The organism is Gardnerella greenwoodii 00703Dmash, assembly GCF_000263635.1.
GTDB classification, from domain to species: Bacteria; Actinomycetota; Actinomycetes; order Actinomycetales; family Bifidobacteriaceae; genus Bifidobacterium; species Bifidobacterium greenwoodii.
Map to the genome: position 1 here is coordinate 175,326 of NZ_ADEV01000009.1, position 22,255 is coordinate 197,580.

The following is a 22,255-nucleotide window of genomic DNA, read 5'->3' on the forward strand; positions in this document are numbered from 1 at the left end:
CATTTATAGTGAGGATGGAGAAGATTTTATTAAGTTAAATCTTCAAATTAGGTTTAAATAGGATATATTCAAGGAGATTATTGTGGCTAAAAATATTATATTAGAAGAAATTATTAAACAATATAGAGAAGGCTTTGACGAAAACATTAACGATGATAAATTATTTGAATATTTCGCGGCAGAACAGTTATTAAAAGATGAAAATTTGGATGAAGATGAAATAAATTCAGGATTAGTTGGGGATTCTTATGATAATGGAATAGATGGTTTTTATATTTTTTTGGATGGTGAGTTGGTTCGTGAAATAGGACAGTTAGAAGGCACCTATAAAGAAATGAGGGTGTATTTTCATCAATACAAAAATAGTTATAAGATTCAAGAAGATGTAGTTTTAAAATTTAATAATGCATTTAGAGATATCTTAAACTTTGATAATGAGGTTCTTAAAGGGTGGAACGATGAAATTAAAGATAAAATTATTTTATTGAGAGATGTGATATTAAAAACGGCTACATATGCAATAAAAATTAAATTTATTATAAATCATATATCTAAAGCTAACTCTAGTGATATTAAAGATAATGAATCATATTGGGGAAAAGTTAGAAATATGAAAGAAACCATAAAGGAGTCTGGTATAAGTAGGTTGGAGGTAGAATATAATTTCATAGGAGGAGAAGAGTTAAAAGAGCTAAGCTATAAAAAACCAGAGTACTCTATAGAGTTAACACTTAAAGATTCTCCTTTAACAATGGAGTTTGGGAATAATATAGGTTATATTGCACTTGTAAGTTTAAGTAATTATTACAATTTTATAACAGATGATGGTAGGATAAGGAAATATGTATTCGATAATAATGTCAGAGATTATCAAAACAAGACTGTTGTAAACAAGGAAATAGAGGGCACTATAAAAGACGATCTAAATACAGATTTTTGGTGGCTAAACAATGGTATAACAATTATTGCAGGTAGAGACAGTAGTCAAATAGGTAAGAAATTATCTTTAAAAAATGTTCAGATAGTTAATGGTTTACAAACATCATATTCAATATTTAATTCTTTTCAAGAATTAGAAATTGATAAAAATAGTGATACTAGGAGTTTGTTTGTTAAAATTATCATATCAGATGAAAAAGATACAATAGATAAAATTATAAGAGCAACAAATTCTCAAAATTCAATCCCTTCAGGAGTTCTCAGGTCGACAGATAATATACAAAGAGATATTGAACAATATTTTTTAAGCAAAGGTTATTATTACGATAGAAGAAAAAATTATTATAAAAACTTAGGAAAACCTAGAGAAAAAATCATATCTATTAATTTATTATCTCAGTGCATAGTATCTTTAATATTACCTGAAAAGAATCCTTCAAGAGCTAGATCGAATCCTACGATATTAATTAAAAAAGATGAAGATTATAAAAAGGTGTTTTATACAATAAAGGATTTTCAAACATACTTAAATGCAGTAATGATATTTAAATCGGTAGAAAAAGAAATGAAAGCAATAATGTCAGATGAAGAATTTAAAAATGATTCAATTTTAGAAAGTATAACTAAAATATTTAAATTCCATGTGTCTAGAATTTTGATCAGCGAATTAACAAAAAAAGGAAACCCTCAGGAAAACGAACTAAAAAATGAAAATATTACGAAAAATATAGATAAAAAACAAATAAAAGAATCAATCTTTATGTTAAAAGAAATAATACAAAACTACATAGAAAACAATCCTCAGTCTATAGATAATATATCAAAACAATCTGAGTTTAGTAATTATATTACTGAAAAGATGAATGAAAAATACAAGGAAAAATAGTATATCATCCAATACTGGTGCTGGACTCAAAATCTGAAAATATCCTATAATTAGACGTATTTAGTGATATTAGAAAAATAGAATCCAGTATTTTGAATGATTTGAGGCATACCGTGCATTTGGAAAAGAAGAGTGGGAATAATATCAAGAGTTGCGTAAACCCACATAAACACTTGGTTTTCAGCTCTTAATTTCTCGATTTGATAGCAAAATGATAGCAAACCATAAAACGACTCTATTCTAAATGTTCTATCTGTTTGCAGGTGCAATTATCTTAATACTATAAAAGGCATTACTGACTTTTGCAGTCGGTAATGCCTTTGGGTAAGCGGACAAAAAGCGTGTAAAGCTAAGCTGATTAATATTCTGGAAATAGAATTAGTCAGCTTTGCTTTTTGATAATTACTGGTATTACAGCGTTACGTTCTAAATGAATACCATCAACATGAATGTAATCATAAACTTCATCCACGAATGGTACCTGTGGCCATAAGTCCCATAAAAGCTTATTTTTACGTCGTAGGGTACGGGCTGAGAAATCGTATGAATACTTATCCTGAGTCTTATTAGATAAAAGCCAATTTAAACTAACTGTTAAATCGTTTGATTGTTTATCATACGATCTACTTTTAGAGGCTCCGCAGTTAGGGCAACGGTATCTAGTAGTGCCAGCATTGGTGTGATCATTCTTGCTCATTTTGTGATGACAGTTATCGCATAGTGGGTTATTCATACAAATGAAGAATAACCCACATTCGATATACCACGAGCCCTACTGCCATAAGGGTTATGAGCTTATTTTTACACACTTTTTGTCCGGGTGGCGAATGTGCAGAAAACAGATTCGATTACCGCAAAACCCTTGTATTACAAGGTCTAAGACATGATTTCTTACACACTTTTTGGCCTATAACCCTCATTCCTTAGTCATGCGAATATAGTTGAAGAGAACTTCTAGGCGCTCGTCGTTGTTAGAGCAAGGCTTTGTAGTGCCAAAAGCAACATCTACTATTTTATCTAGCTTGTCGCGAGCTTTGCGCAAATCTGTTGTCATGTATGTTGGATCATACAAGTCTGCTAGTGATTGGCCTGGGCGATTCGTCTCAAAACTGTTTCCTTAACGCAACAATTTTGATACACTTGTGTTATGTCTATTTTTGTGAATGATACTCTTCTTACGCGTGAGGAAGCTGCAGCCAAGTTAGCAGTTAGCACTCAAAGAGTTAGTGCATTATGCTCTAATCATTTACTAACAACGTACACATTTGGAAGTAGGAAGATTTTAATTTCACTTGATTCCGTAAATCGTTATAAACAACAAAACTCTAAAAGCGGTAGGGCATATGCTCCGTTATTAGCTTTTGCAACATTGTTTATGCTTAGCGGTTGTGAAGTTTCATGGATCAATAGGCAACAGAAATATCGCATAGAAGAATATTTGCAATCGATTACCCCACAAGAGCTAGTTAATCGATCTAAAAATCGCGCGAAAACAATGGAATACTGGTGCAGAAAATCGCGTTTGGTAGGACTTTCAAAGCACTTAATACTTTCTGCTGCAACAGGAAATATGCATTCACAATTTCAACTTATAAAAACTGACAAAATAGAAGGATATGTAAGCAGTAATAATTTAGAAGATTTAATAAATGAGTTTCATCTCAAAGATAAAGAAGACGGCGTAGATAGTTCAATAATCAACGTTAAACTCCGCGTTATTGAAGATTATAAAGTTTTCGATTTTATTCGTCAAAATGTTTCTTCGCGCATTACTGAAGAAACTCGAGCAACATCGACAAAATCCTTTATGCCGATTGCAGTCTGTGCTGCAGATTTGGCCGAATCTCTTGACGTTCGCGAGCGCCAAGCAGGATTAAGCAAACTCTCCGAACTGCTTACTAAATACAATCTCACAAAATAAAGTGTTATATGCGAAAGTGTGTAAAGCTAATCTTGTGAATATCTGTGACATAAGCCACAATCCAAACACTGTTAAAAACTCAGTCAAGTATCTGAGAAAGTAACGATAATCACCCAAACACTGTTAAAAACTCAGCTAACCAACTGAGAAAGTAACACTTGCGCTCGCAAATGCTCCAATACCATAAACATAACAAACATCCAACCAACACACGCAAACACCACCAAACGACACGCCAAATAGGCGAGGGCTTGCATTTGAGAATATTTCGGGTATAGTAGTTACTCGTGCTTCGGCGCTGACATTGGTCAGTAAAGTTGCATTGCGGACATAGCTTAGTTGGTAAAGCGCAACCTTGCCAAGGTTGAGACCGCGGGTTCGAGTCCCGTTGTCCGCTCTAGGTCCGATGAGTTATTCGACCTTACGGTGGGTTAGCCAAGCGGTTAGGCAGCGGCCTGCAAAGCCGTATAGATGAGTTCGACTCTCGTACCCACCTCGATTAAGCTTCATGCTTAATAAACAACCTGGGCGGTTGGCGCAGTGGTAGCGCACTTCCCTGACACGGAAGGGGTCACAAGTTCGAACCTTGTATCGCCCACTCGAAAGGATTGCCTTTCACGCATAATTAAAAAAATTTTGGGTGATTGGCGCAGCGGCTAGCGCACTTCCTTCACACGGAAGGGGTCATAGGTTCGATTCCTATATCACCCACAATAGGTACGCAGTGTAAAAGCACTGCGTTTTTTGTTTTTGTTACTCGATTTTTGGCCAATAACCCTTATAACCCTTATAACCCTTATAACCCTTATAACCCTTATAACCCCTATACCGCTATAACCCCAATTTCGCCGCTTGACACTACTTTCCACCAATTACCAACGCTTACCCAACCACAAACCTTGCGACATTCCATATTTGCATTTAATTAAATAATTAACTAAAATATCATTTTGTTTTGCGGACATAGCTTAGTTGGTAAAGCGCAACCTTGCCAAGGTTGAGACCGCGGGTTCGAGTCCCGTTGTCCGCTCCACTTTTTTAGTATTTTGTTTAAGAAATCGTGTTTCCATAATTGCTACTAGCATCGATTTTGAAAGAATGGGAATTTATGGCTGACGACGTACAATCTACCAATCAGACGACTTCTAACGAAGATAGTATGTCTACAATGGTAGATGCCATCAATTCCTTATGGTTAGAAGGCAAAATTACTTCTATTCCAAACTTTGTAAAGCATAATATTTTCACCGATTTTCCAAGCCTTCCTTCTAATACTCAGGTTGGATGGTTTAGAATTCCTGGAAAATCCTTCTGCATTTCGATTGGATTAGTTAAAAATGATGGCAAGCTTTTTCGTCAACTTGCTATTGCAGATTCAGAAGGTAGAGTTTACACGGGTGACAAAGTAACTCTTGAAGATACGTTTGAACGTCTTCCGCAACTTTCTTTTATTGAGCAATCTTCTTTTACTTTACGAAATTCAACTCGTTTTTACGGAAGCTTAAAAGTACCTAAATCAAATAATATTTCAAAAAAATTCCGCAATATTTTGCAAAGTTTAAAAAGCTTGCCAAGCCTGTGCTTAAAAAATAAAAACACAGCCAGCACGTCCAAGGCAAGCGCAGCAATCACCAACAGCAACAACAATATTTCTATAGTAAATGGCGATATTGTTATGCAAGTTTCTTTAGAAGACGGTTTGCATCAGGTTGCTTCGTGGCTTTGCTGCACAATTGGAAAGCATAAAAGGTATACGCTTGAAAGTACTCGCGTAAAATTACCTGATTCTTTGCGTTGTAATCTTACTTACGAGAATGCTATTGCAACAACATTTTTCGCAACATTTTTCATACCAGATTTAAATCAAAACTTAATAGGTTTTGGATATTCGCACGTTCTAAGAAGATTGCATACTGAAGCACCTCTTGGCGCAATAAGAAGAAGCGCTGCAGATATTGCGCACGCAAAAAAAGTCGGATTGCAAGTTTCCGGCTTAGAAAGCTACTATGAGCGAGTTATGAAAGAGGTTGGAGCATTAGATCCAACTAGAAGCTTAGAAGCTGTTCATGGCGCAGAAAGACTACATTTTAGACAAGCTCAACAAACTTCTGCACATTACTTAATTTGGGACGATTCATTAGACCCTTCCTCAGCACTAAAAGTTTTAAGAATTGAAGGAGCACTAAATCGTTTACAAGCAATATACCAGTTCTTACAAGCTAATTCTTTGCAGGGCGGAAAGAATTTTGAAGGAAACGTTAGCTTAGAGCGCATTGCTGCTATAGATAACGCTATGATTGAAAACCCTGCTTTTAATGCTTGTGAATCTTTTGATACGCCAAGTTTAGCAAATCCTTTACAAGACGATAGTATTCGTCCTTTGCTTCACTTATGGAATAAGGCTAGAAAATATCAGCAGTCTGCAACATTTTTGAAGCAGAACGATGCGGGAGAGTGGCTGTACCGTCAATCTCTTTCTAAGCTTATTAGAAGCTTATACATGCCGTTTAGATTCGACGCAGATTTTCGCTCTAATCTAAACGATGGCAATGTGGCGATTGCTTTCACTTCTACAGGATCGTCGCTAATGCCTACAAGCAAATACGATACTTTAGAACATAAGTGGCATAAGCTAAGCAATGTTGAAAAGTCGCGTATGGCAACATATTACAATCTGCGATTCGGCATTATGCTTGCTACGCTCGCCTTTGGTGCAAGCGAAAAAATACAGCATGTTTCAATTAGACTTGATTCTATTGGTTTAGAAGAGATGGTTGCAGCGCAAGATAATGCAATCAGTACGCTACTAAACCGCACTATTCAAGCATTAGACAATATGAATGTAAATAATGCGCCTTCAAAGGGTGATCCAAAAGACGGTGACGTTCATGGAGACCCTTCACAAATCCAGGATTTGCAACACTTACCGCTTGCAGAAGTTGTTGAAGGTGCGCAATCTTTAGTTGATTCTAAGACGGAATCTAAAGCAGATTCAAACTCAAATCCTTTAGCTGCTTTTAGCGAGCCTCCAGAAATACGTACGCTAATGACAGTAACGTTTGAACGCGAAAAATTTATTAAACATATTCGTGCTCACGGTTTGCAAAATCCAATGGAAATATATAAGCAATCTAATGCAACAATGAGCATGCGCGAAGACTACACTTTAGGCTCAGTAGAAGCATCATTCGACATGCATGACACTTGCTTCGCGCCTAGAGGAGCGCAAGAAGAGCCTGAGTTTTCCGACACAATATTTAGCGAAGAACAAGAAGAAATACTTGGAACATCACACGCACAAGGATTATCGATTCAACGAGAAGACCTTTTGCAGCAAGCTGTTACAGACTTCCACCATATTGCATCTCAGCCAATTCAAACAACAGCAGAAAAAGCTAGAGAAGCAATGAATATTATTGAGCAAATTGCAGATCCTGAGCTTAGTGAAAAAGCAGACAGTGTAACAAGAGCTCTTATTGATGAAACAGACATACCTGAACTTTCATTCAAAGCTTCGCAAAACATACGAAACATGCGTATTCGAGCCCAAGAGCAACTTATGGAAGGCGACATTAGCACTGCAATAGAAGAATACGAGAAGAATATTGCTAAATTCGACTCAATGTTTGCGGTAGAAAATGTTGTTCCACGCTACTTTAACTCATATGCGGAAAGAGTTGTGTACAATCACATATTTGCAACACCAGAAGAGCATACACTACTTATTCCAGACGGATTGTTCTACGCGCACATGGAGTTAGCAGACTTACTTTCGCAATTGAATAAGCATGAGGCTGCATTAAAGCACTTAAACACGATGGTTGCTTACGCTCCAACATACGCACTATCTCACTTAAAACTTGCGGCAGAATTATCTCAAAAAGAAGACTGGTCATCTGTTATAGCAGCATGCTTAAACGCTTTGAGAGTATCTTTCGACAAAGATGATGCAGCATTCGCATACTATCGACTAGCGTACGCTGCATGGATGCAAGACAGGTTTGCACTTGCTGCAAGCGCGTATCGTATGGCTGATTATTTAGCCCCAGGAAGAATAGAACCATTGCAAATGGAACTAGAAGAACTGCTATCTAGAATGCGCTCGCAGTGTTATAAAGCTCCGGCTAATATGGACGATGTGAAGCAGAATTTTATGAATGACGATATTCCTGTTTGGCCAAATATTGAAGCCAGCCATATTATTGGCAAAGCTGCAAAACTTACGGTTGATGAAGGAATGTTTGTTATTGCAAGAACTTTGTGCGTTGCTAATATTCGCATGACTTCAAACGAAGATTTGGAAGGCGCTGTGCAATCTCAATTCTTGCGTTCACTAAATGCTTAAGATGCTAAATAGCGTAGTAGATTACGCTAAATATTTGGGTTGAAAGGGGATTTTTATGAGTGCTGCTTATGGTAATACAGCGTCACAAAGCTCTCAATGGACGCTTTTTGACGATTTTGATGAGCCAGCTGTAACTGATGAAGCGCACTCTAATGCTCATATTTGGAATCCTAATGTTGACACAGATGAGTGGATTCATAAACTAGAACCTACCGATGCTGACGCTTTAGCTCTTTCAAATCTACAGCCTACATCTCTTACTACTGAACAGGCTGCACGCTTGTGGGCAAAATTAGCAGCGTGGACGCAATCTGATCAAATTGCCTACTATGTTGAAGATGCTCCAACAAGCTCGGATGCAGCTTATGATGCGCGTATACGAGCATTAAGTGCTCTGGAATCAGCTTTTCCAACACTTGACACTCCGCAATCTCCAACGCACCGCGTAGGTGGAACTTTTTCCAACGATTTTACTTCTGTAAAACATCCTTCGCGAATGATGAGTTTGGATGACGTGTTTTCTATTGACGAATTACACGATTGGTACAACAGTGTTCTTCGAGATTTGCAATGGCCTGAATCCAAGCCGCTTCCTATGACTTGCGAAGTAAAAATTGACGGCCTTGCGTTAAATCTTATTTACAGAAACGGCACTCTTGAGCAGGGGCTTACTAGAGGAGATGGAGTCACAGGCGAAGATATTTCTCTTAATGTTAGGACGATTGAAGCAATACCAACTCAGCTTCATGCTGAAAATCCTGACGATATTCCTGAATTTGTTGAAATTCGCGGCGAAGTTTTTATGAAATGGGCTGATTTTCGTAAGCTTAACGAGGAGCAGGAAGACGCTGGAAAAGCAGCTTTTGCAAATCCTAGAAACGCTGCTGCAGGTTCGCTTCGTCAAAAAGATCCGCGCATTACCGCAACTCGTCATTTAAGCTTCTTCGCACACGGCTTGGGGGAGCTTCGCTGGAAATCAAACTCAAGTCATGCTAATAGTGAAACAACTTTTAACCAGTCTGACGCATACAATTTTTACAAACAGTGGGGTGTTCCAGTTTCTCCATACACGCGTAGAGTAACTAATTTTGCCGAAATACAAGACATGATTGATTATTATGGCGAGCATAGGGCAAATATTTTGCACGCATTGGATGGAATTGTTGTAAAGGTTGATGACCGCGCATTGCAGCGCAATCTTGGAGCAACTTCAAGAGCCCCAAGATGGGCTATTGCATATAAGTATCCTCCGGAGGAAGTTAACACTTATTTGAAGGATATTGTTGTTCAGGTTGGAAGAACAGGAAGAGTTACGCCTGTGGCAATTCTTGAGCCTGTAACTGTTGCAGGATCTACTATTTCCAGAACAACTCTTCATAACGCTTACGAAGTTGAGCATAAAAACGTGCTTATCGGCGATACTGTTGTGGTTCGCAAAGCTGGAGATGTTATTCCGGAATTAGTTGGGCCTGTTTTAAAGGCAAGAGAAGGCCGTGAAAACCAATTACGAAAATTTGTTATGCCTGAGTATTGCCCTTCTTGCGGAACAAAATTAGCTCCAGCAAAACAGGGAGATAAAGATATTCGCTGTCCGAATGTAGAAAACTGCCCAGCTCAGCTTACTGAACGTATTATTCACTTGGCTTCTAGGCAGGCTTTTGATATTGAGAATTTGGGAGATAACGCCGCTTTAGCTCTTACAAATCCTGAAGATTCTAGGCCATCTACCGCTGAAGTTTACTGCCCGGATATTGATAAGATTGTGGTTCAAAGAGGCTCAATGCAGAAGCCTTATGTTCCTCCTGCTAATTTAACGTTACCTAAGCCTCAAATTCCTGTGCTTAAAAGCGAATCTGGAATTTTTAGCATAACAGCTAACGATTTACAAAATGTTATGGTTTGGAAGGAAATTCCGCTTGTTGAAGAATGGCAAGAAGTAGGAAAAGACGGAAAATTAAAAAAGCATACTCGAAAAATTGGGGGATCTGGTCTTTGGAGGCAAGTGCGAGCATTCTGGACGCGCACAATTGAAGCGAAATTTGCTGAATCTTCGAGTCAAAACATTGAAGCTGAAGATTTGGATCAGAACAGTGAATTTGATTCTAAATATCCAGAATTTCAGGTTCCAAAAGATGCTCAAGTAGTTTTTTGGAAAACTAAACGAGCTTCAAATAACTCAAAAGAAACAATTAACGTTCCGTGGTACACAAGACCATCGGAAACTACTCGCAGCATGCTTGAAGAAATAGCCCAAAAAGGCAAAAATGCTGCCCTGTGGCGCGTTTTAGTTGCGCTTTCTATTCGTAGACTAGGCCCACCAACAGCGCGTCTGATAGCAGCAAAATTAGGATCTTTAGAAAATATTGCGAACGCGTCTGTTGAAGAGCTTACGCAAATTGATGGCGTTGGCCCAGAAATTGCTCAAGCTGTTTACGACTGGTTTAAGCAAGCAAAAGATAGTAGTAACTGGAGATTTGAAGTTTTGCACTCTTGGCAAGAAGCAGGGGTAGTTGGAAAAGTCGAAACATCATCCCTTGCTCAAACTCTAGCTGGTAAAACTGTTGTTGTAACAGGATCTTTGCAAGGCTTTAGTAGGGATGAAGCAAAGGAAGCAATAGTGTCTCGAGGCGGTAAAGCTTCAGGATCAGTTAGTAAAAACACGTACTGCGTAATTTTGGGAGAAAATGCTGGTTCTAAAGCAACCAAAGCTCAAGAACTTTCTATTCCAATGATTAACGAAAATCAGTTTAGTGTTCTTTTGGAAACTGGAAGTGTGGAAGAAGCTCTACAAAAAGCTGGCGAAAATTCTCTTGATATTAATAACTAAGGAATCATAGCATAAATGAACACGAGCGAACTCGAAACACGCGTTTACGATTTGCTGGGTAGCGTTATTGATCCAGAATTAGGCCGTTCGGTTACAGAACTAAATATGGTAACTGGCGTTAGTGTTATTGAAGCTGAAAATTTAGATGCTTCTAAACCAGTTTATAACGTAGAAATAAAGCTTGAACTTACTGTGCCAAACTGCCCATTAGCTGAAATTATTACAGAACGAGTAAAAGAAGCTGTATCTAAATATCCTCAAGCAACTCTTATACCACATGTTACTTCTAGCGCAATGAGTAAAGATAAGCTAGAAAAACTAGTAGAAGATTTGAAAGCTGAGCGCAGAGAAAATCCTTTTAATAAAACAGGTACGCGCACGAAAATTTTTGCTATTGCTTCAGGAAAAGGCGGCGTTGGAAAATCTTCTATAACCGCTAATTTAGCAGCAACTTTTGCAGCTTTAGGATACGATACTGCAGCAATCGACGCGGACGTATACGGTTTTTCTTTACCACGCATGTTCGGAGTAAACTCTCAGCCAACTAATCTTAACGGCATGCTTATGCCAGTTGTGTCTTGGGGAGTAAAGCTTATTTCAATCGGCATGTTTGCTGGAACTGATCGTGCTATTTTGTGGAGAGGACCGCGTTTACAGCGTTCGTTAGAACAGTTTCTTTCAGACGTTTGGTGGGGAAGTCCAGATGTTCTTTTGCTTGATTTAGCACCTGGTACAGGAGATATGGCACTTGCTGTGGCTCAAACTTTACCAAACGTTGAGCTTGTTGTTGTTACAACACCTCAGCCTAGTGCGTCGGACGTTGCGGTTAGGGCAGGTCTTATGGCTTTGCAAATTCCTGTGAGTGTTCGAGGCGTTGTTGAAAATATGAGTTGGTTTGAAAATAATGGCGAGCGCTTGGAAATATTCGGATCCGGGGGCGGAAAAAGAGTTAGCGAACAGCTTTGTGAAGCTCTTCATACTAATGTTCCTCTTTTAGCTCAGCTTCCTCTTGACCCAACTCTTAGAGAAATTGGTGAAGCGGGACGTCCTGCGGTTCTAAACGAAGACGGAAAGTTAGATAATTCACAGCTTGCTAATACTTTTGTGCAACTTGCTAAATCTTTAATGGAAGAATCTAATCAAAAATAAATATGGGGCAACTTGATTTTTCAAGCAACCCCATATTTTTATTTAATTTATAAAACTAATTACTTAACAGCATTAAGCCACTGTTCTTTAGTCGCTTTTTCAGCTTCCAACTTAGCTTTACGCTTCTTGTCGGTTTCTTTAGCAATAGCAGCGTTAAGCTCTTCAAGCTGCGCTTCCAATTGCAAAGCAAAGCTGGACTTACGAGCGTTAGCTTCAGGATCAGCATCTCTCCAAGCAGCCTCTTCAACAGACTTAATCTTCTTATCTACATCATTCAAGCGAGCCTCAATGCGACGCATATCTTCTCGAGGAACAAATCCAATCGCATCCCACTCTTCTTGAATTTCAGACAAAGCTTTACGAGCCTTCTTAGCAGCTTCCTCATTTTCTACAGGCAGCAACGCTTCTGCTTTTACGAGCAAAGCTTCCTTCTTCGCGAGATTCTCATGCTCTCCAGCATTCAACTTTTCACGATCAGCCTGTCGAGCATGGTAGAAAGCGTCAGCAGCCTCACGGAACTTAGCCCACAAAGCATCATCATGCTGACGTCCAGCATTGCCAGCCTTCTTCCAACGATCCATCAAAGCGTTAAACTTAGTAGAAGTTTCACGCCAGTCAGTTGAATCCTTCAAGCTTTCAGCTTCAGCAATAATTGCTTCCTTAAGCTGCTTAGCATTATTGCGAACATGTTCACGCTCCTTAACCCAGGAGTTACGAGCTTGGGAGAATGCGGAACGAGCCTTAGAGAAACGCTGCCACAAAGCGTCTGCATCAGCCTTGTTCAAATGAATAGTAGTGCGCTGATGCTCCTGCCACTCGTCGAAAAGAGAGCGAAGCTTATCGTTAAGCTCACGCCAATTTGTTGAATCGCCCATTTTAGCAACCAATGCTTCAGCGCGTTCTACAATATTTGCACGCTCTTTCAAAGCTTTTTCAAGAGCCTCTTTACGAGCTTTTGCAATTTCTTCTTTCTTTTCATCTCCCTTTGCTTTAAGCTCGGCGTGTCGCGCACGCAAAGCAGCAAGGTCACCAACGGCTGCAGGCTCAGCTAATTCTTCTTGCAAAGTGTTAAGCGTTTCATCAATTTCCTTCACTTTTACGTTGGTTGATTCCAACCTTTTAGCGAATAAATCGAGCTTAATCTTCAAATCAAGGTAGCGGTGAATGTAGAAAGTCAATGCTTCTTCAGGAGTTCCAGTGGAGTATTGACCAACCTCACGTTCAGCACCGTTTTCAGTAACATAAACAGTGCCATTTTCATCAACACGGCCAAAGGTTTTTGCGGATTTAATATCCTCTTCACTATAAGAAATAGTTGGTGCTTGAGCAACAACACGAGTCTTATGCGCGAAGCTTGCTGGCGATGGAGCAAGTGGCTTTGGCGCGGTAGTAGTTTTAGTAGTTTCTTCAGGTTTAGTCTGTTCGGTCACGGTCGACTCCTTACAGCAGATGCACGGTAACAATGTTACGAATAAGTATGACGGTAAGCCATGATTTTTCCGCAACACCACCTATTATAGTGGACATGGTACAAGGCTCATCTATATCAGGTTTCCCTGAATGGCTTCCTAGTGAACGCGCTGTTGAACAGCGAGTAGTAGATACACTTCGAGAAGTCTTTGAACTAAACGGTTTTATTGGCATAGAAACGCGCGCCGTAGAACAAGGTTCAAGTTTGTTGAAAAAAGGCGAAACAAGTAAAGAAATTTATTTATTGTCAAGATTGCAAGAAGTTGGTCACGAATCTGACACTCCTGTGGAAGAACGAATTGGCTTGCATTTTGATTTAACAGTTCCGCTTAGCCGTTACGTTGTTGAACATACTGGAGATTTAACATTCCCGTTTAAACGCTGGCAAATGCAAAAAGTTTGGCGAGGGGAGCGTCCTCAAGAAGGTCGTTTCCGCGAGTTTGTTCAAGCAGATATTGATGTTGTTGGCAACGGCGAACTTCCTTCCCATTACGAAGTTGAACTACCTTTGGTTATGGTTGAAGCTCTTGAACGATTGAGAGAATTTGGTTTACCAAAAGCTACAGTTCACGCAAATAATCGTAAGCTTTCCGAAGGTTTTTACCGCGGTATTGGTTTAACAGATATTGAAGGTGTTCTTCGCGAAATCGACAAGCTAGACAAAATTGGTGCAGAAGAAGTATCTAAGCTTCTTATAAAAGAGTGCGGAGCTAATGAGTCTCAAGCTGCTGCCTGCTTAGAATTGGCTGAGCTTACTGCAAAAACTGGGGAAAAACTAAAGTCTAGTTTCGAATCTCTCTGCATTAAACACAATATTTCTACGAGCGAAGATAACGAATCGTACGCTTTGGCTACAGAAGGTGTTGAAACGCTCGCAATGATTGTTGACGAAGCTGCACGAATTCGTCCGGGCGCTGTTGTTGCAGATTTGAAGATTGCTAGAGGACTTGACTACTACACTGGTTCCGTTTACGAAACTTTCCTCGATAATGCAGCATCTTTAGGCTCTATTTGCTCTGGCGGACGCTACGATAATCTTGTTTCTCAAGGCAAAAAGAAGTATCCAGGCGTAGGTCTTTCTATTGGATTGTCTCGCTTGGTTTCTTACATGCTTCACAGCGCTGGTGCTACAGTTTCTAGAATTTCTCCTGCAGCGGTTCTTGTGGCAGTTTGGAATGAGGAAGATCGTCCAGCATGCAATGAGATTGCTAGGAAGCTTCGCGAGCGCGGTATTGCAACAGATGTTGCACCTACTGCAGCAAAACTTGGTAAGCAAATCAAGTATGCAGATAAGCTGGGTATTCCTTACGTATGGTTCCCAGCAGACAGCACCGAGTCTGAGTCTTCCAAAGACGAGGTAAAAAATATTATTACTGGCGAGCAGACGGTAGCAGACGCCACGTCGTGGCAACCGGATACTGTTTATGCCCGGCAGACAGTTTCTTGCGCTAAATAATATTCGTGCAAAATTGCTTGAATATTAAACGCAATTTATGTCAACAAAAATGAATACACCATTATTAGAACGTAGAGGAAGTGGACTTATGAGCCAGACGGCGTATCGTACACATCATGCCGTTGAAGTGACTGAAGAATTAGTCGGGCAAAAAGTAACCATTGCTGGTTGGGTTGATCGTCGCCGTGACCACGGTGGCGTTGCCTTTGTTGATGTCCGTGATAACACAGGCTTGGTGCAGGTTGTTATTTATGATGAGGAAACTGCACGCCCGCTTAGAAGCGAGTTTGTTGTGCAGGTAACCGGCGAGGTTCGCTTGCGCCCAGACGGAAATGAGAACGACCACTTGGCAACAGGTAAAATTGAGATTGTTGCTCAAACTGTTACTATTCTCGCTAAATCCGACGCTCTTCCATTCCAGGTTTCTACAGCTTTGGAAAACGAGTCCGAAAACAAGCTTCCTAGCGAAGATGTTCGTTTGAAGTATCGCTACCTTGATTTGCGTCGCCCATCTATGCAGCGCAATCTAAAGCTTCGTTCTAACATGGCTAAGGCTGCTCGTCACGCTTTGGAAGATATGGACTTTACGGAAGTTGAAACACCAACCTTTATTAAGTCCACTCCAGAAGGCGCTCGAGACTTTGTTGTTCCAGCACGCTTGGTTCCAGGCTCTTGGTACGCACTTCCACAGTCTCCACAGCTCTTAAAGCAGTTGCTCATGGTTTCTGGCGTTGAACGCTACTATCAGCTTGCTCGCTGCTACCGTGATGAAGACTTCCGTGCTGATCGTCAGCCTGAGTTCACTCAGCTCGATATGGAAATGAGCTTTGCAAGTCAAGAAGACGTTATGGCTATGGCCGAGCGCGTTATTGCTGCTATTTGGAAGGAAGCAGGCCACGAAATCACTCTTCCTTTGCCTCGTATTACCTGGCAGGAAGCAATGGATAAGTATGGTTCCGATAAGCCAGATTTGCGTTTTGGAAACCCACTTATTGAGTTGACTGACTTCTTTAAGAACACTCCATTCCGCGTGTTCCAAGCTTCCTACGTTGGAGCTGTGCTGTTTAAGGGCGGTGCTGAAACTCCTCGTCGCCAGTTTGACGCATGGCAGGATTGGGCTAAGCAGCGTGGTGCTAAGGGTTTGGCTTACGTAGTCTTCGGCGAAGACGGCGAGCTTAAAGGCCCTGTTGCTAAGAATCTTAGCGAAGAAGAGCGCGCAGGACTTAAAGAAGCTGTTGGAGCAGAAGATGGCGACGCAGTATTCTTTGCAGCAGGCTCTCGTGAGTCTTCCCAGCTTTTGCTTGGCGCAGTTCGCGTAGAACTTGCAAGCCGCGCAGGGTTGCTTCACCCAGATGAGTTTGCTTTTACTTGGGTTGTTGACTTCCCACTGTTTAAGCGCACTGATGATCCAGACGATGACGATGTTGCAGTTGGTCACTCCAAGTGGACTTCTATGCACCATCCGTTCACAATGCCATCTGCTGATTGGATTGATAAATTCGATAAAGATCCAGAGCATGCAATGAGCGATTCTTACGATATTGTGTGCAACGGTAATGAGATGGGCGGCGGCTCTGTTCGTATTCACCGCGACGATATTCAAGACCGCGTTCTTAACGTTCTTGGAATCGACAAGGCTGAAGCTGACGAAAAGTTCGGCTTCTTACTTGAAGCTTTCAAGTACGGTGCTCCACCTCACGCTGGTATTGCTTTGGGCTGGGATCGTACTGCTGCAATTTTGGCAGGCGCAAGCTCAATTCGCGACGTAATCGCCTTCCCTAAGGCTGGCGGCGGTAGAGACCCTCTAACTGGCGCTCCAGCTCCAATTTCTGACGAACAGCGCGCAGAAACTGGCGTAGACTACGATCCAGAAGAAGACGAGTAAATAAAATCTACTCGTAACATATTGTTACAAAGCCGTTGATTGTTGATTTAATAATCCTCAATCAGCGGCTTTTTTGTAACCTAAGAGTAACAAAACGTAACGGTGGCGATAAATAACCGTAACACAGCTTAGCTAGACTTCTTTTTATGGATAAGCAAGTATCAAAGTCAGATCCAAACGCCGAGGATATGACTAATAGCACTTCTAAAGTGCTCAAAGCGGCAAATCCCCTTGTAGAATTAAGCCATGTCGAAAAGCATTTCGGAAAATTACATGTGCTTAAAGATATTAATCTCACTGTCAATAAGGGCGAAGTTCTCGTTATTATTGGCCCATCCGGTTCTGGAAAATCAACAATGTGCCGTACAATCAACCGTCTTGAAACAATTGATTCGGGAGATATTCGCATAGACAGCAAGCCACTTCCACAGGAAGGCAAAGAGCTTGCAGCCTTGCGCGCAGAAGTTGGAATGGTATTCCAGTCATTTAATCTTTTTGCAAACAAAACGATTCTTGAAAACGTCACTCTTGCACCAATGAAAGTTCGTCACATGGATCAGCAAAGCGCTGAAACTCTTGCCATGGAATTACTCACTAGAGTAGGCGTAGACAATCAGGCTAATAAAATGCCTTCGCAACTTTCAGGCGGACAGCAGCAGCGCGTAGCAATAGCTCGAGCGCTCGCAATGCAACCAAAAGTTATGCTTTTTGACGAACCAACTTCCGCACTCGACCCAGAAATGGTTAACGAAGTACTGGATGTTATGGTTGAGCTTGCAAAAGAAGGCATGACAATGATTTGTGTTACGCACGAAATGGGCTTTGCTCGTAAAGCTGCTGACAGAATTGTGTTTATGGCCGATGGTCAAATCCTCGAACAGGGTACTCCAGATGAATTCTTCGAGCATCCAAAAACTGATCGAGCAAAAGATTTCCTTTCCAAGATTCTTACGCACTAATAGCGCTTTTTTCAATTTCGTTTTAGCTTAAACGCCAAAACATGCGAAAAACAGTTCTTATGAAGGGAAAAGATATGAAAATATTACATAATCGCATTTTTCGTGCGATACTAGCGATGCTTTGTACCGTATGCTGCGTTATGCCGCTTACAGCTTGCGATCGTAGCGATGGTAAAAAAGCAATACGCATTGGTATTAAATTCGATCAGCCTGGTATGGGTTTCAAAAAAGCAGGAACTTACGTTGGATTCGACGTTGACGTTGCTAAGTATGTTGCCAAAAAGCTTGGCTATTCAGAAGATCAAATCGTATGGAAAGAATCACCATCTAAGCAGCGTGAAACAATGCTTCAAAACGGTGATGTCGATATGATTGTTGCAACATATTCCATTACTGACGCTCGAAAGAAAATGGTTTCGTTCGCAGGACCTTACTTTATTGCCGGCCAAGATTTGCTAGTTCGCAAAGGCGAGCATAAAGTAAATGGCCCGAACGATTTAGACGGTAAGCGTTTATGCTCAGTATCTGGTTCAACATCCGCAATAGTTGTTAAAGAAAAGTTCTCTTCAAAAGTACAACTTATGCAACAGCCAGGCTACGCGGAATGTGCAACTGCATTATTCTCAGGAATAGTGGATGCTGTAACTACCGACGATATTATTCTTGCTGGCCTAGCTACAGCTTCTAGAGGCCGTTTAAAGCTTGTTAGCAAGCCATTTACCGCAGAATATTACGGAATTGGCATCAAAAAAGGCAATACTGGCTTAGCTAAGAAAATTAACGCCGCATTAAAAGACATGATTCGTAACGGATCTTGGAAGCGAGCTCTAGACGATAATTTGCGCGGAACTGGTTTTAAGCCAAACGCAAAGTATAATCCGCCAATTCCTCAAGAGGGGGAGATGTAATATGCAAGATTTCGTGCAACTTTTTACCTCCTACAATATTCCAGGAGCATTCTTGGTCAATATTGAAATCACCTTATGGAGTGTACTGTTTTCAACAATAATTGGTGTAATACTTGTTACGATGCGTATTTGCCCTGTGGCTTCTTTGCGCATGGTTGCAACTGCCTACGTTGAGCTTTTTAAAAACATGCCTCTTACAATCATCATGGTTTTCATGGTGTTAGGCGTGTACGCTCAGCTTAAGCTTGGTTTCTCACCAATTTTTGAAGTGAATTTCTTCTGGCTTGCAATTGCTGGATTATCACTATATACGGCAGCGTTTGTGTGCGAATCTTTAAGATCTGGACTTAACACTGTTCCTGTTGGTCAAGCTGAAGCCTGCCGCGCTCTTGGATTAAACTTCTTCCAGTCGGCAACGCAAGTTATTTTGCCACAAACATTCTGCGGATCTGTAGCACCTTTGGGTAACACTTTTATTGCATTGCTTAAAAACTCTACAGTTGCTGCAGCAGCATCTGTTGCAACAGAAACTTCAACAATGATGAGCGAAATGATTGAGAAGCATGCGGATTTAATCGTACCAATCTTCTTAATATTCGCCTTAGGATACATCATCCTCATTATTCCTATTGGAATTTTGACAACGTATCTGTCTAACAAGCTTGCTGTAAGAAGGTGATAGTGATGGCTAAACAACGTGAACAATCATTATTATTTGACGCTCCGGGTCCTAAAGCTCTTAGGAAGATTCGAGTAGCAAATATTATTGCAGCCTGCGTGTTTGCTTTATTTGTTATTGCTGTACTAATGCGACTTAGTAATCCACCAGAAGGAGAAAACCAGCTTTCCTCGGTATTGTGGAATCCAGCTATTGAAACTGAAGCATGGGTTGATTTCTATCTTCCAGGATTATGGATGACTTTGAAAGCTTCTATGCTTGCTGTGGTAGGTTCCATAATATTTGGCTTATTCTTTGGATTGTGCCGTCTTTTACCTAATTTCATTATTCGTAGCATTTCTGCAGTAATAGTTGAGTTCTGCCGAGCTGTACCAGTATTAATGCTTATGATTTTCTTGTGGAGAGCGTTTGCACTTTCTGGCATGAAAGAGGCATCTTACTGGGCTGTAGTTCTTGCTTTGATTATGTACAACGGCTCCGTTGTTGCCGAGCTTGTTAGAGCAGGCGTTGGTAATCTTCCAAATGGACAGCGCGAAGCTTCGTTAGCATTAGGCTTAAGTGAATACCAATCTCTTACGCAAATCGAAATGCCACAGGCTATTATTGCTATGATGCCTGCTGCAGTAACTCAGCTTGTTGTTGTTTTGAAGGATACTGCACTTGGTTCGATTATTATGTACACTGATTTGCTCCAGGAGTCTCGTCGACTTGGATCAATGTACTTTAATATTTTGCAAACTTTAAGCGTGGCAGCAGTTATATACTTCCTGATTTGCCTTGCGCTATCTTGGTTTGCAGAATGGCTCCCAGCTCACTTGAAGAATCGTACTGCGGCTCCAACAGAGGCAGATCCTGTTGCACCAATCGCTATTATGGATCCTTCTAACGTGAACCAGATGGCTGTGGCCGACGAGGTTAAGGAATTGCCTTATGGTGGTACTCCTCGTAAGTATCACGTCCATCACCGTGGAACTAATGCTTCTATCCATCATTGGCGTAGAACTCGCTACATACAAGGCTATGATGAGCATCACTTAAAAACTGGCGACGAGACAGAAGAAAATCTTAAGAATGCTCAAAGCAATTTTGGCAACAAATCAAAAAATAAGCCAAAGGATAATCATAAAGATATTAAAAAAGATAATCCAAAAGCTTAGCTTGTAGCTAAAATTTGTAGCAAAATTTAGGAAGCGTAGTTAGTGACTTTAGTTGCTGACTACGCTTTTTGTAGCTAAACTATTAGGGTCATAAACTATTTATGGCCACATGCATACAAGGAGGCTAATACATGGATGGCGCGTTTGAATTGTCCGCTGCAAAGATGCGCGAACAAGGAATGAGCGAAATTGCTATTGAACAATTTGAGCACTTGTATAATGTTTGGAGCTTAAATAAATCTGGAGATAATTCAGGGGAGTTTATTCGCGAAAGCACAATTGAGCCTATTAAAAGCGTGCCAACTTTTCACGAAATTTACGAAACTATTGATCACGATAAAGCAGTAAACGCATTCGCAAAAACAGCGTTTATTAAACTGAACGGCGGCTTGGGAACTTCTATGGGATTGTCTTGCGCAAAATCTTTACTTCCAGTTCGCAGACATAAAGCTCGCCAAATGCGCTTTATTGATATTATTATCGGTCAGGTTCTTACAGCACGTCAGCGTTTAGGAGTTGAGCTTCCACTGATTTTTATGAACTCTTTCCGTACTTCTCACGATACTTTGCAAGTGTTAAAACGCAATCGTAAGTTTATTCAGGAAGATATTCCGGTTGAAATTATTCAGCATCAAGAGCCTAAACTTGTTGAAGAAACAGGAGAGCCAGTTTCTTACGAAAAAGATCATGGTCTTGAATGGTGTCCTCCTGGACATGGGGATATTTTTTCAACTCTGTGGGAATCTAAATTATTACAAGCTTTAAAAGAACACGGTATTGAGTATTTGTTTATCTCAAATTCCGACAACTTAGGCGCAAGACCTTCAAGAACACTTGCACAGCATTTTGAAAATACTGGCGCTCCAATCATGATTGAAGTGGCAAAACGAACCCAAGCTGATCGAAAAGGTGGGCATATTGTTCGAGATGCTCAAACTGGAAGATTAATGCTTCGCGAAATGACACAGGTTCATCCGGAAGATCGTAGAAGTGCTCAAAGTATTAAAAAGCATCCATATTTTAATACGAATAATATTTGGGTTCGTGTTGACGCGTTGCAAAAAAAGCTGGAAGAATATGATGGCGTTTTGCCTCTTCCTGTTATTTGCAACAGAAAAACAGTTGACCCAACTGACGAAACAAGCACTCCAGTAGTTCAATTAGAAACAGCAATGGGCGCTGTTGCATCGCTTTTTGACGAAGCGCTTTGCGTGGAAGTAGACCGTATGCGTTTCTTGCCTGTTAAAACCACGAATGACTTGTTTATTATGCGATCCGACAGATTCCATCTTACTGATTCTTACGAGATGGAAGATGGAAATTACATATTCCCAGATATTGACTTGGATCCACGCTATTACAAGAACATAAACGATTTTAACGAGAGATTCCCGTACTCCGTACCAGCTTTAGCTGCCGCAAAATCGGTTACTATTAGGGGAGATTGGACTTTTGGCAACCAGGTATCAATGTTTGCTGACGCAGTATTAGAAGACACTGGTGAGCCAAGTTATGTTCCAAATGGAGAATTTGTTGGACCGCAAGGAATTGAGCCAGATTCATGGGTCTAGTATGGCGTGTCGCGAAAAAATGGCGTATTTTCAACGTTGTTTGTGTTTGTGTGAACAAAAAATATAGAATTATTGTAACTTTTTTCAAAAAATGTCCACACGT

The 22,255-nt window shown here is 40.5% G+C and carries 13 protein-coding genes, 5 tRNA genes and 2 pseudogenes; 17 read left to right on the forward strand and 3 right to left on the reverse strand.

Translation table 11 applies throughout. The features are described from left to right. The first annotated feature begins 82 nt into the window (after window positions 1-82). Window positions 83-1,825 carry an AIPR family protein gene (locus tag NG78_RS01590; protein WP_004134995.1) on the forward strand — a complete coding sequence of 581 codons (1,743 nt, stop codon included), beginning with the start codon at window positions 83-85 and terminating at the stop codon, window positions 1,823-1,825. A gap of 409 nt (window positions 1,826-2,234) precedes the next feature. On the opposite strand, the pseudogene NG78_RS06060 reads toward NG78_RS01590, so the two are convergent. Further along, window positions 2,235-2,558 (reverse strand): annotated as a pseudogene (locus NG78_RS06060) (transposase-like zinc-binding domain-containing protein); the annotation flags it as partial. A 183-nt stretch (window positions 2,559-2,741) separates the two neighbouring features. Next, window positions 2,742-2,924, reverse strand: a pseudogene (locus tag NG78_RS01585) (type IIL restriction-modification enzyme MmeI); the annotation flags it as partial. A gap of 48 nt (window positions 2,925-2,972) precedes the next feature. Here NG78_RS01585 and NG78_RS01580 point away from each other — a divergent pair. The 9 genes from NG78_RS01580 to NG78_RS01540 all read left to right on the forward strand — a co-directional run bounded on the left by NG78_RS01580 (window position 2,973) and on the right by NG78_RS01540 (window position 12,067). Further along, entirely contained in the window at window positions 2,973-3,746 is a 774-nt protein-coding gene (locus NG78_RS01580; RefSeq protein ID WP_004134999.1) for a helix-turn-helix domain-containing protein, read from the forward strand. Window positions 3,747-4,070: 324 nt separating this feature from the next. Beyond that, window positions 4,071-4,143 (forward strand) — tRNA-Gly (locus NG78_RS01575). A 28-nt stretch (window positions 4,144-4,171) separates the two neighbouring features. Beyond that, window positions 4,172-4,242 (forward strand) — tRNA-Cys (locus NG78_RS01570). 30 nt (window positions 4,243-4,272) lie between these two features. Further along, window positions 4,273-4,344, forward strand: a tRNA-Val gene (locus tag NG78_RS01565). 40 nt (window positions 4,345-4,384) lie between these two features. Then, window positions 4,385-4,457, forward strand: a tRNA-Val gene (locus NG78_RS01560). Window positions 4,458-4,703: 246 nt separating this feature from the next. Then, window positions 4,704-4,779: transfer RNA gene (locus tag NG78_RS01555), tRNA-Gly, on the forward strand. 75 nt (window positions 4,780-4,854) lie between these two features. Further along, on the forward strand, window positions 4,855-8,091 hold the full coding sequence (locus NG78_RS01550; RefSeq protein ID WP_004135001.1) for a tetratricopeptide repeat protein: 3,237 nt from the start codon (window positions 4,855-4,857) through the stop codon (window positions 8,089-8,091). A gap of 55 nt (window positions 8,092-8,146) precedes the next feature. Continuing rightward, entirely contained in the window at window positions 8,147-10,918 is a 2,772-nt protein-coding gene (gene ligA / locus NG78_RS01545; RefSeq protein ID WP_004135003.1) for an NAD-dependent DNA ligase LigA, read from the forward strand. A gap of 15 nt (window positions 10,919-10,933) precedes the next feature. After that, a complete protein-coding gene (locus NG78_RS01540) occupies window positions 10,934-12,067 on the forward strand; it encodes an Mrp/NBP35 family ATP-binding protein (protein ID WP_004135005.1) in 1,134 nt (377 codons plus the stop codon). A 59-nt stretch (window positions 12,068-12,126) separates the two neighbouring features. On the opposite strand, the gene NG78_RS01535 is transcribed toward NG78_RS01540, so the two are convergent. Continuing rightward, complete coding sequence (locus NG78_RS01535) at window positions 12,127-13,497, reverse strand: DUF349 domain-containing protein (RefSeq protein ID WP_004135008.1); 1,371 nt, start codon at window positions 13,495-13,497, stop codon at window positions 12,127-12,129. Window positions 13,498-13,592: 95 nt separating this feature from the next. Between NG78_RS01535 and hisS the strand changes: the two genes are divergently transcribed. The 7 genes from hisS (at window position 13,593) to NG78_RS01500 (ending at window position 22,152) form a co-directional block, all read left to right on the forward strand. Beyond that, window positions 13,593-14,993 carry a histidine--tRNA ligase gene (gene hisS, locus NG78_RS01530; RefSeq protein WP_004135010.1) on the forward strand — a complete coding sequence of 467 codons (1,401 nt, stop codon included), beginning with the start codon at window positions 13,593-13,595 and terminating at the stop codon, window positions 14,991-14,993. Window positions 14,994-15,081: 88 nt separating this feature from the next. Continuing rightward, window positions 15,082-16,878 carry an aspartate--tRNA ligase gene (gene aspS, locus NG78_RS01525; RefSeq protein ID WP_004135012.1) on the forward strand — a complete coding sequence of 599 codons (1,797 nt, stop codon included), beginning with the start codon at window positions 15,082-15,084 and terminating at the stop codon, window positions 16,876-16,878. 188 nt (window positions 16,879-17,066) lie between these two features. Further along, entirely contained in the window at window positions 17,067-17,837 is a 771-nt protein-coding gene (locus NG78_RS01520; protein ID WP_029600181.1) for an amino acid ABC transporter ATP-binding protein, read from the forward strand. Window positions 17,838-17,911: 74 nt separating this feature from the next. Further along, a complete protein-coding gene (locus tag NG78_RS01515) occupies window positions 17,912-18,745 on the forward strand; it encodes a glutamate ABC transporter substrate-binding protein (protein ID WP_050543430.1) in 834 nt (277 codons plus the stop codon). 1 nt (window position 18,746) lies between these two features. Continuing rightward, complete coding sequence (locus NG78_RS01510) at window positions 18,747-19,424, forward strand: ABC transporter permease subunit (RefSeq protein WP_004126890.1); 678 nt, start codon at window positions 18,747-18,749, stop codon at window positions 19,422-19,424. Between the two features lie 5 nt (window positions 19,425-19,429). After that, window positions 19,430-20,581, forward strand: a complete 1,152-nt coding sequence (locus tag NG78_RS01505) for an amino acid ABC transporter permease (protein WP_004135018.1) — start codon at window positions 19,430-19,432, stop codon at window positions 20,579-20,581. Window positions 20,582-20,712: 131 nt separating this feature from the next. Beyond that, window positions 20,713-22,152, forward strand: a complete 1,440-nt coding sequence (locus NG78_RS01500) for a UTP--glucose-1-phosphate uridylyltransferase (RefSeq protein ID WP_004135020.1) — start codon at window positions 20,713-20,715, stop codon at window positions 22,150-22,152. Window positions 22,153-22,255 lie beyond the last annotated feature (103 nt).

Bases quoted from the DNA above. Each gene is read 5' to 3' on its own strand.
- NG78_RS01580 (WP_004134999.1), top strand. From the start codon at position 2,973: ATGTCTATTTTTGTGAATGATACTCTTCTTACGCGTGAGGAAGCTGCA.
- NG78_RS01550 (WP_004135001.1), top strand. From the start codon at position 4,855: ATGGCTGACGACGTACAATCTACCAATCAGACGACTTCTAACGAAGAT.
- ligA (WP_004135003.1), top strand. From the start codon at position 8,147: ATGAGTGCTGCTTATGGTAATACAGCGTCACAAAGCTCTCAATGGACG.
- NG78_RS01540 (WP_004135005.1), top strand. From the start codon at position 10,934: ATGAACACGAGCGAACTCGAAACACGCGTTTACGATTTGCTGGGTAGC.
- hisS (WP_004135010.1), top strand. From the start codon at position 13,593: ATGGTACAAGGCTCATCTATATCAGGTTTCCCTGAATGGCTTCCTAGT.
- aspS (WP_004135012.1), top strand. From the start codon at position 15,082: ATGAGCCAGACGGCGTATCGTACACATCATGCCGTTGAAGTGACTGAA.
- NG78_RS01520 (WP_029600181.1), top strand. From the start codon at position 17,067: ATGACTAATAGCACTTCTAAAGTGCTCAAAGCGGCAAATCCCCTTGTA.
- NG78_RS01515 (WP_050543430.1), top strand. From the start codon at position 17,912: ATGAAAATATTACATAATCGCATTTTTCGTGCGATACTAGCGATGCTT.
- NG78_RS01510 (WP_004126890.1), top strand. From the start codon at position 18,747: ATGCAAGATTTCGTGCAACTTTTTACCTCCTACAATATTCCAGGAGCA.
- NG78_RS01505 (WP_004135018.1), top strand. From the start codon at position 19,430: ATGGCTAAACAACGTGAACAATCATTATTATTTGACGCTCCGGGTCCT.
- NG78_RS01500 (WP_004135020.1), top strand. From the start codon at position 20,713: ATGGATGGCGCGTTTGAATTGTCCGCTGCAAAGATGCGCGAACAAGGA.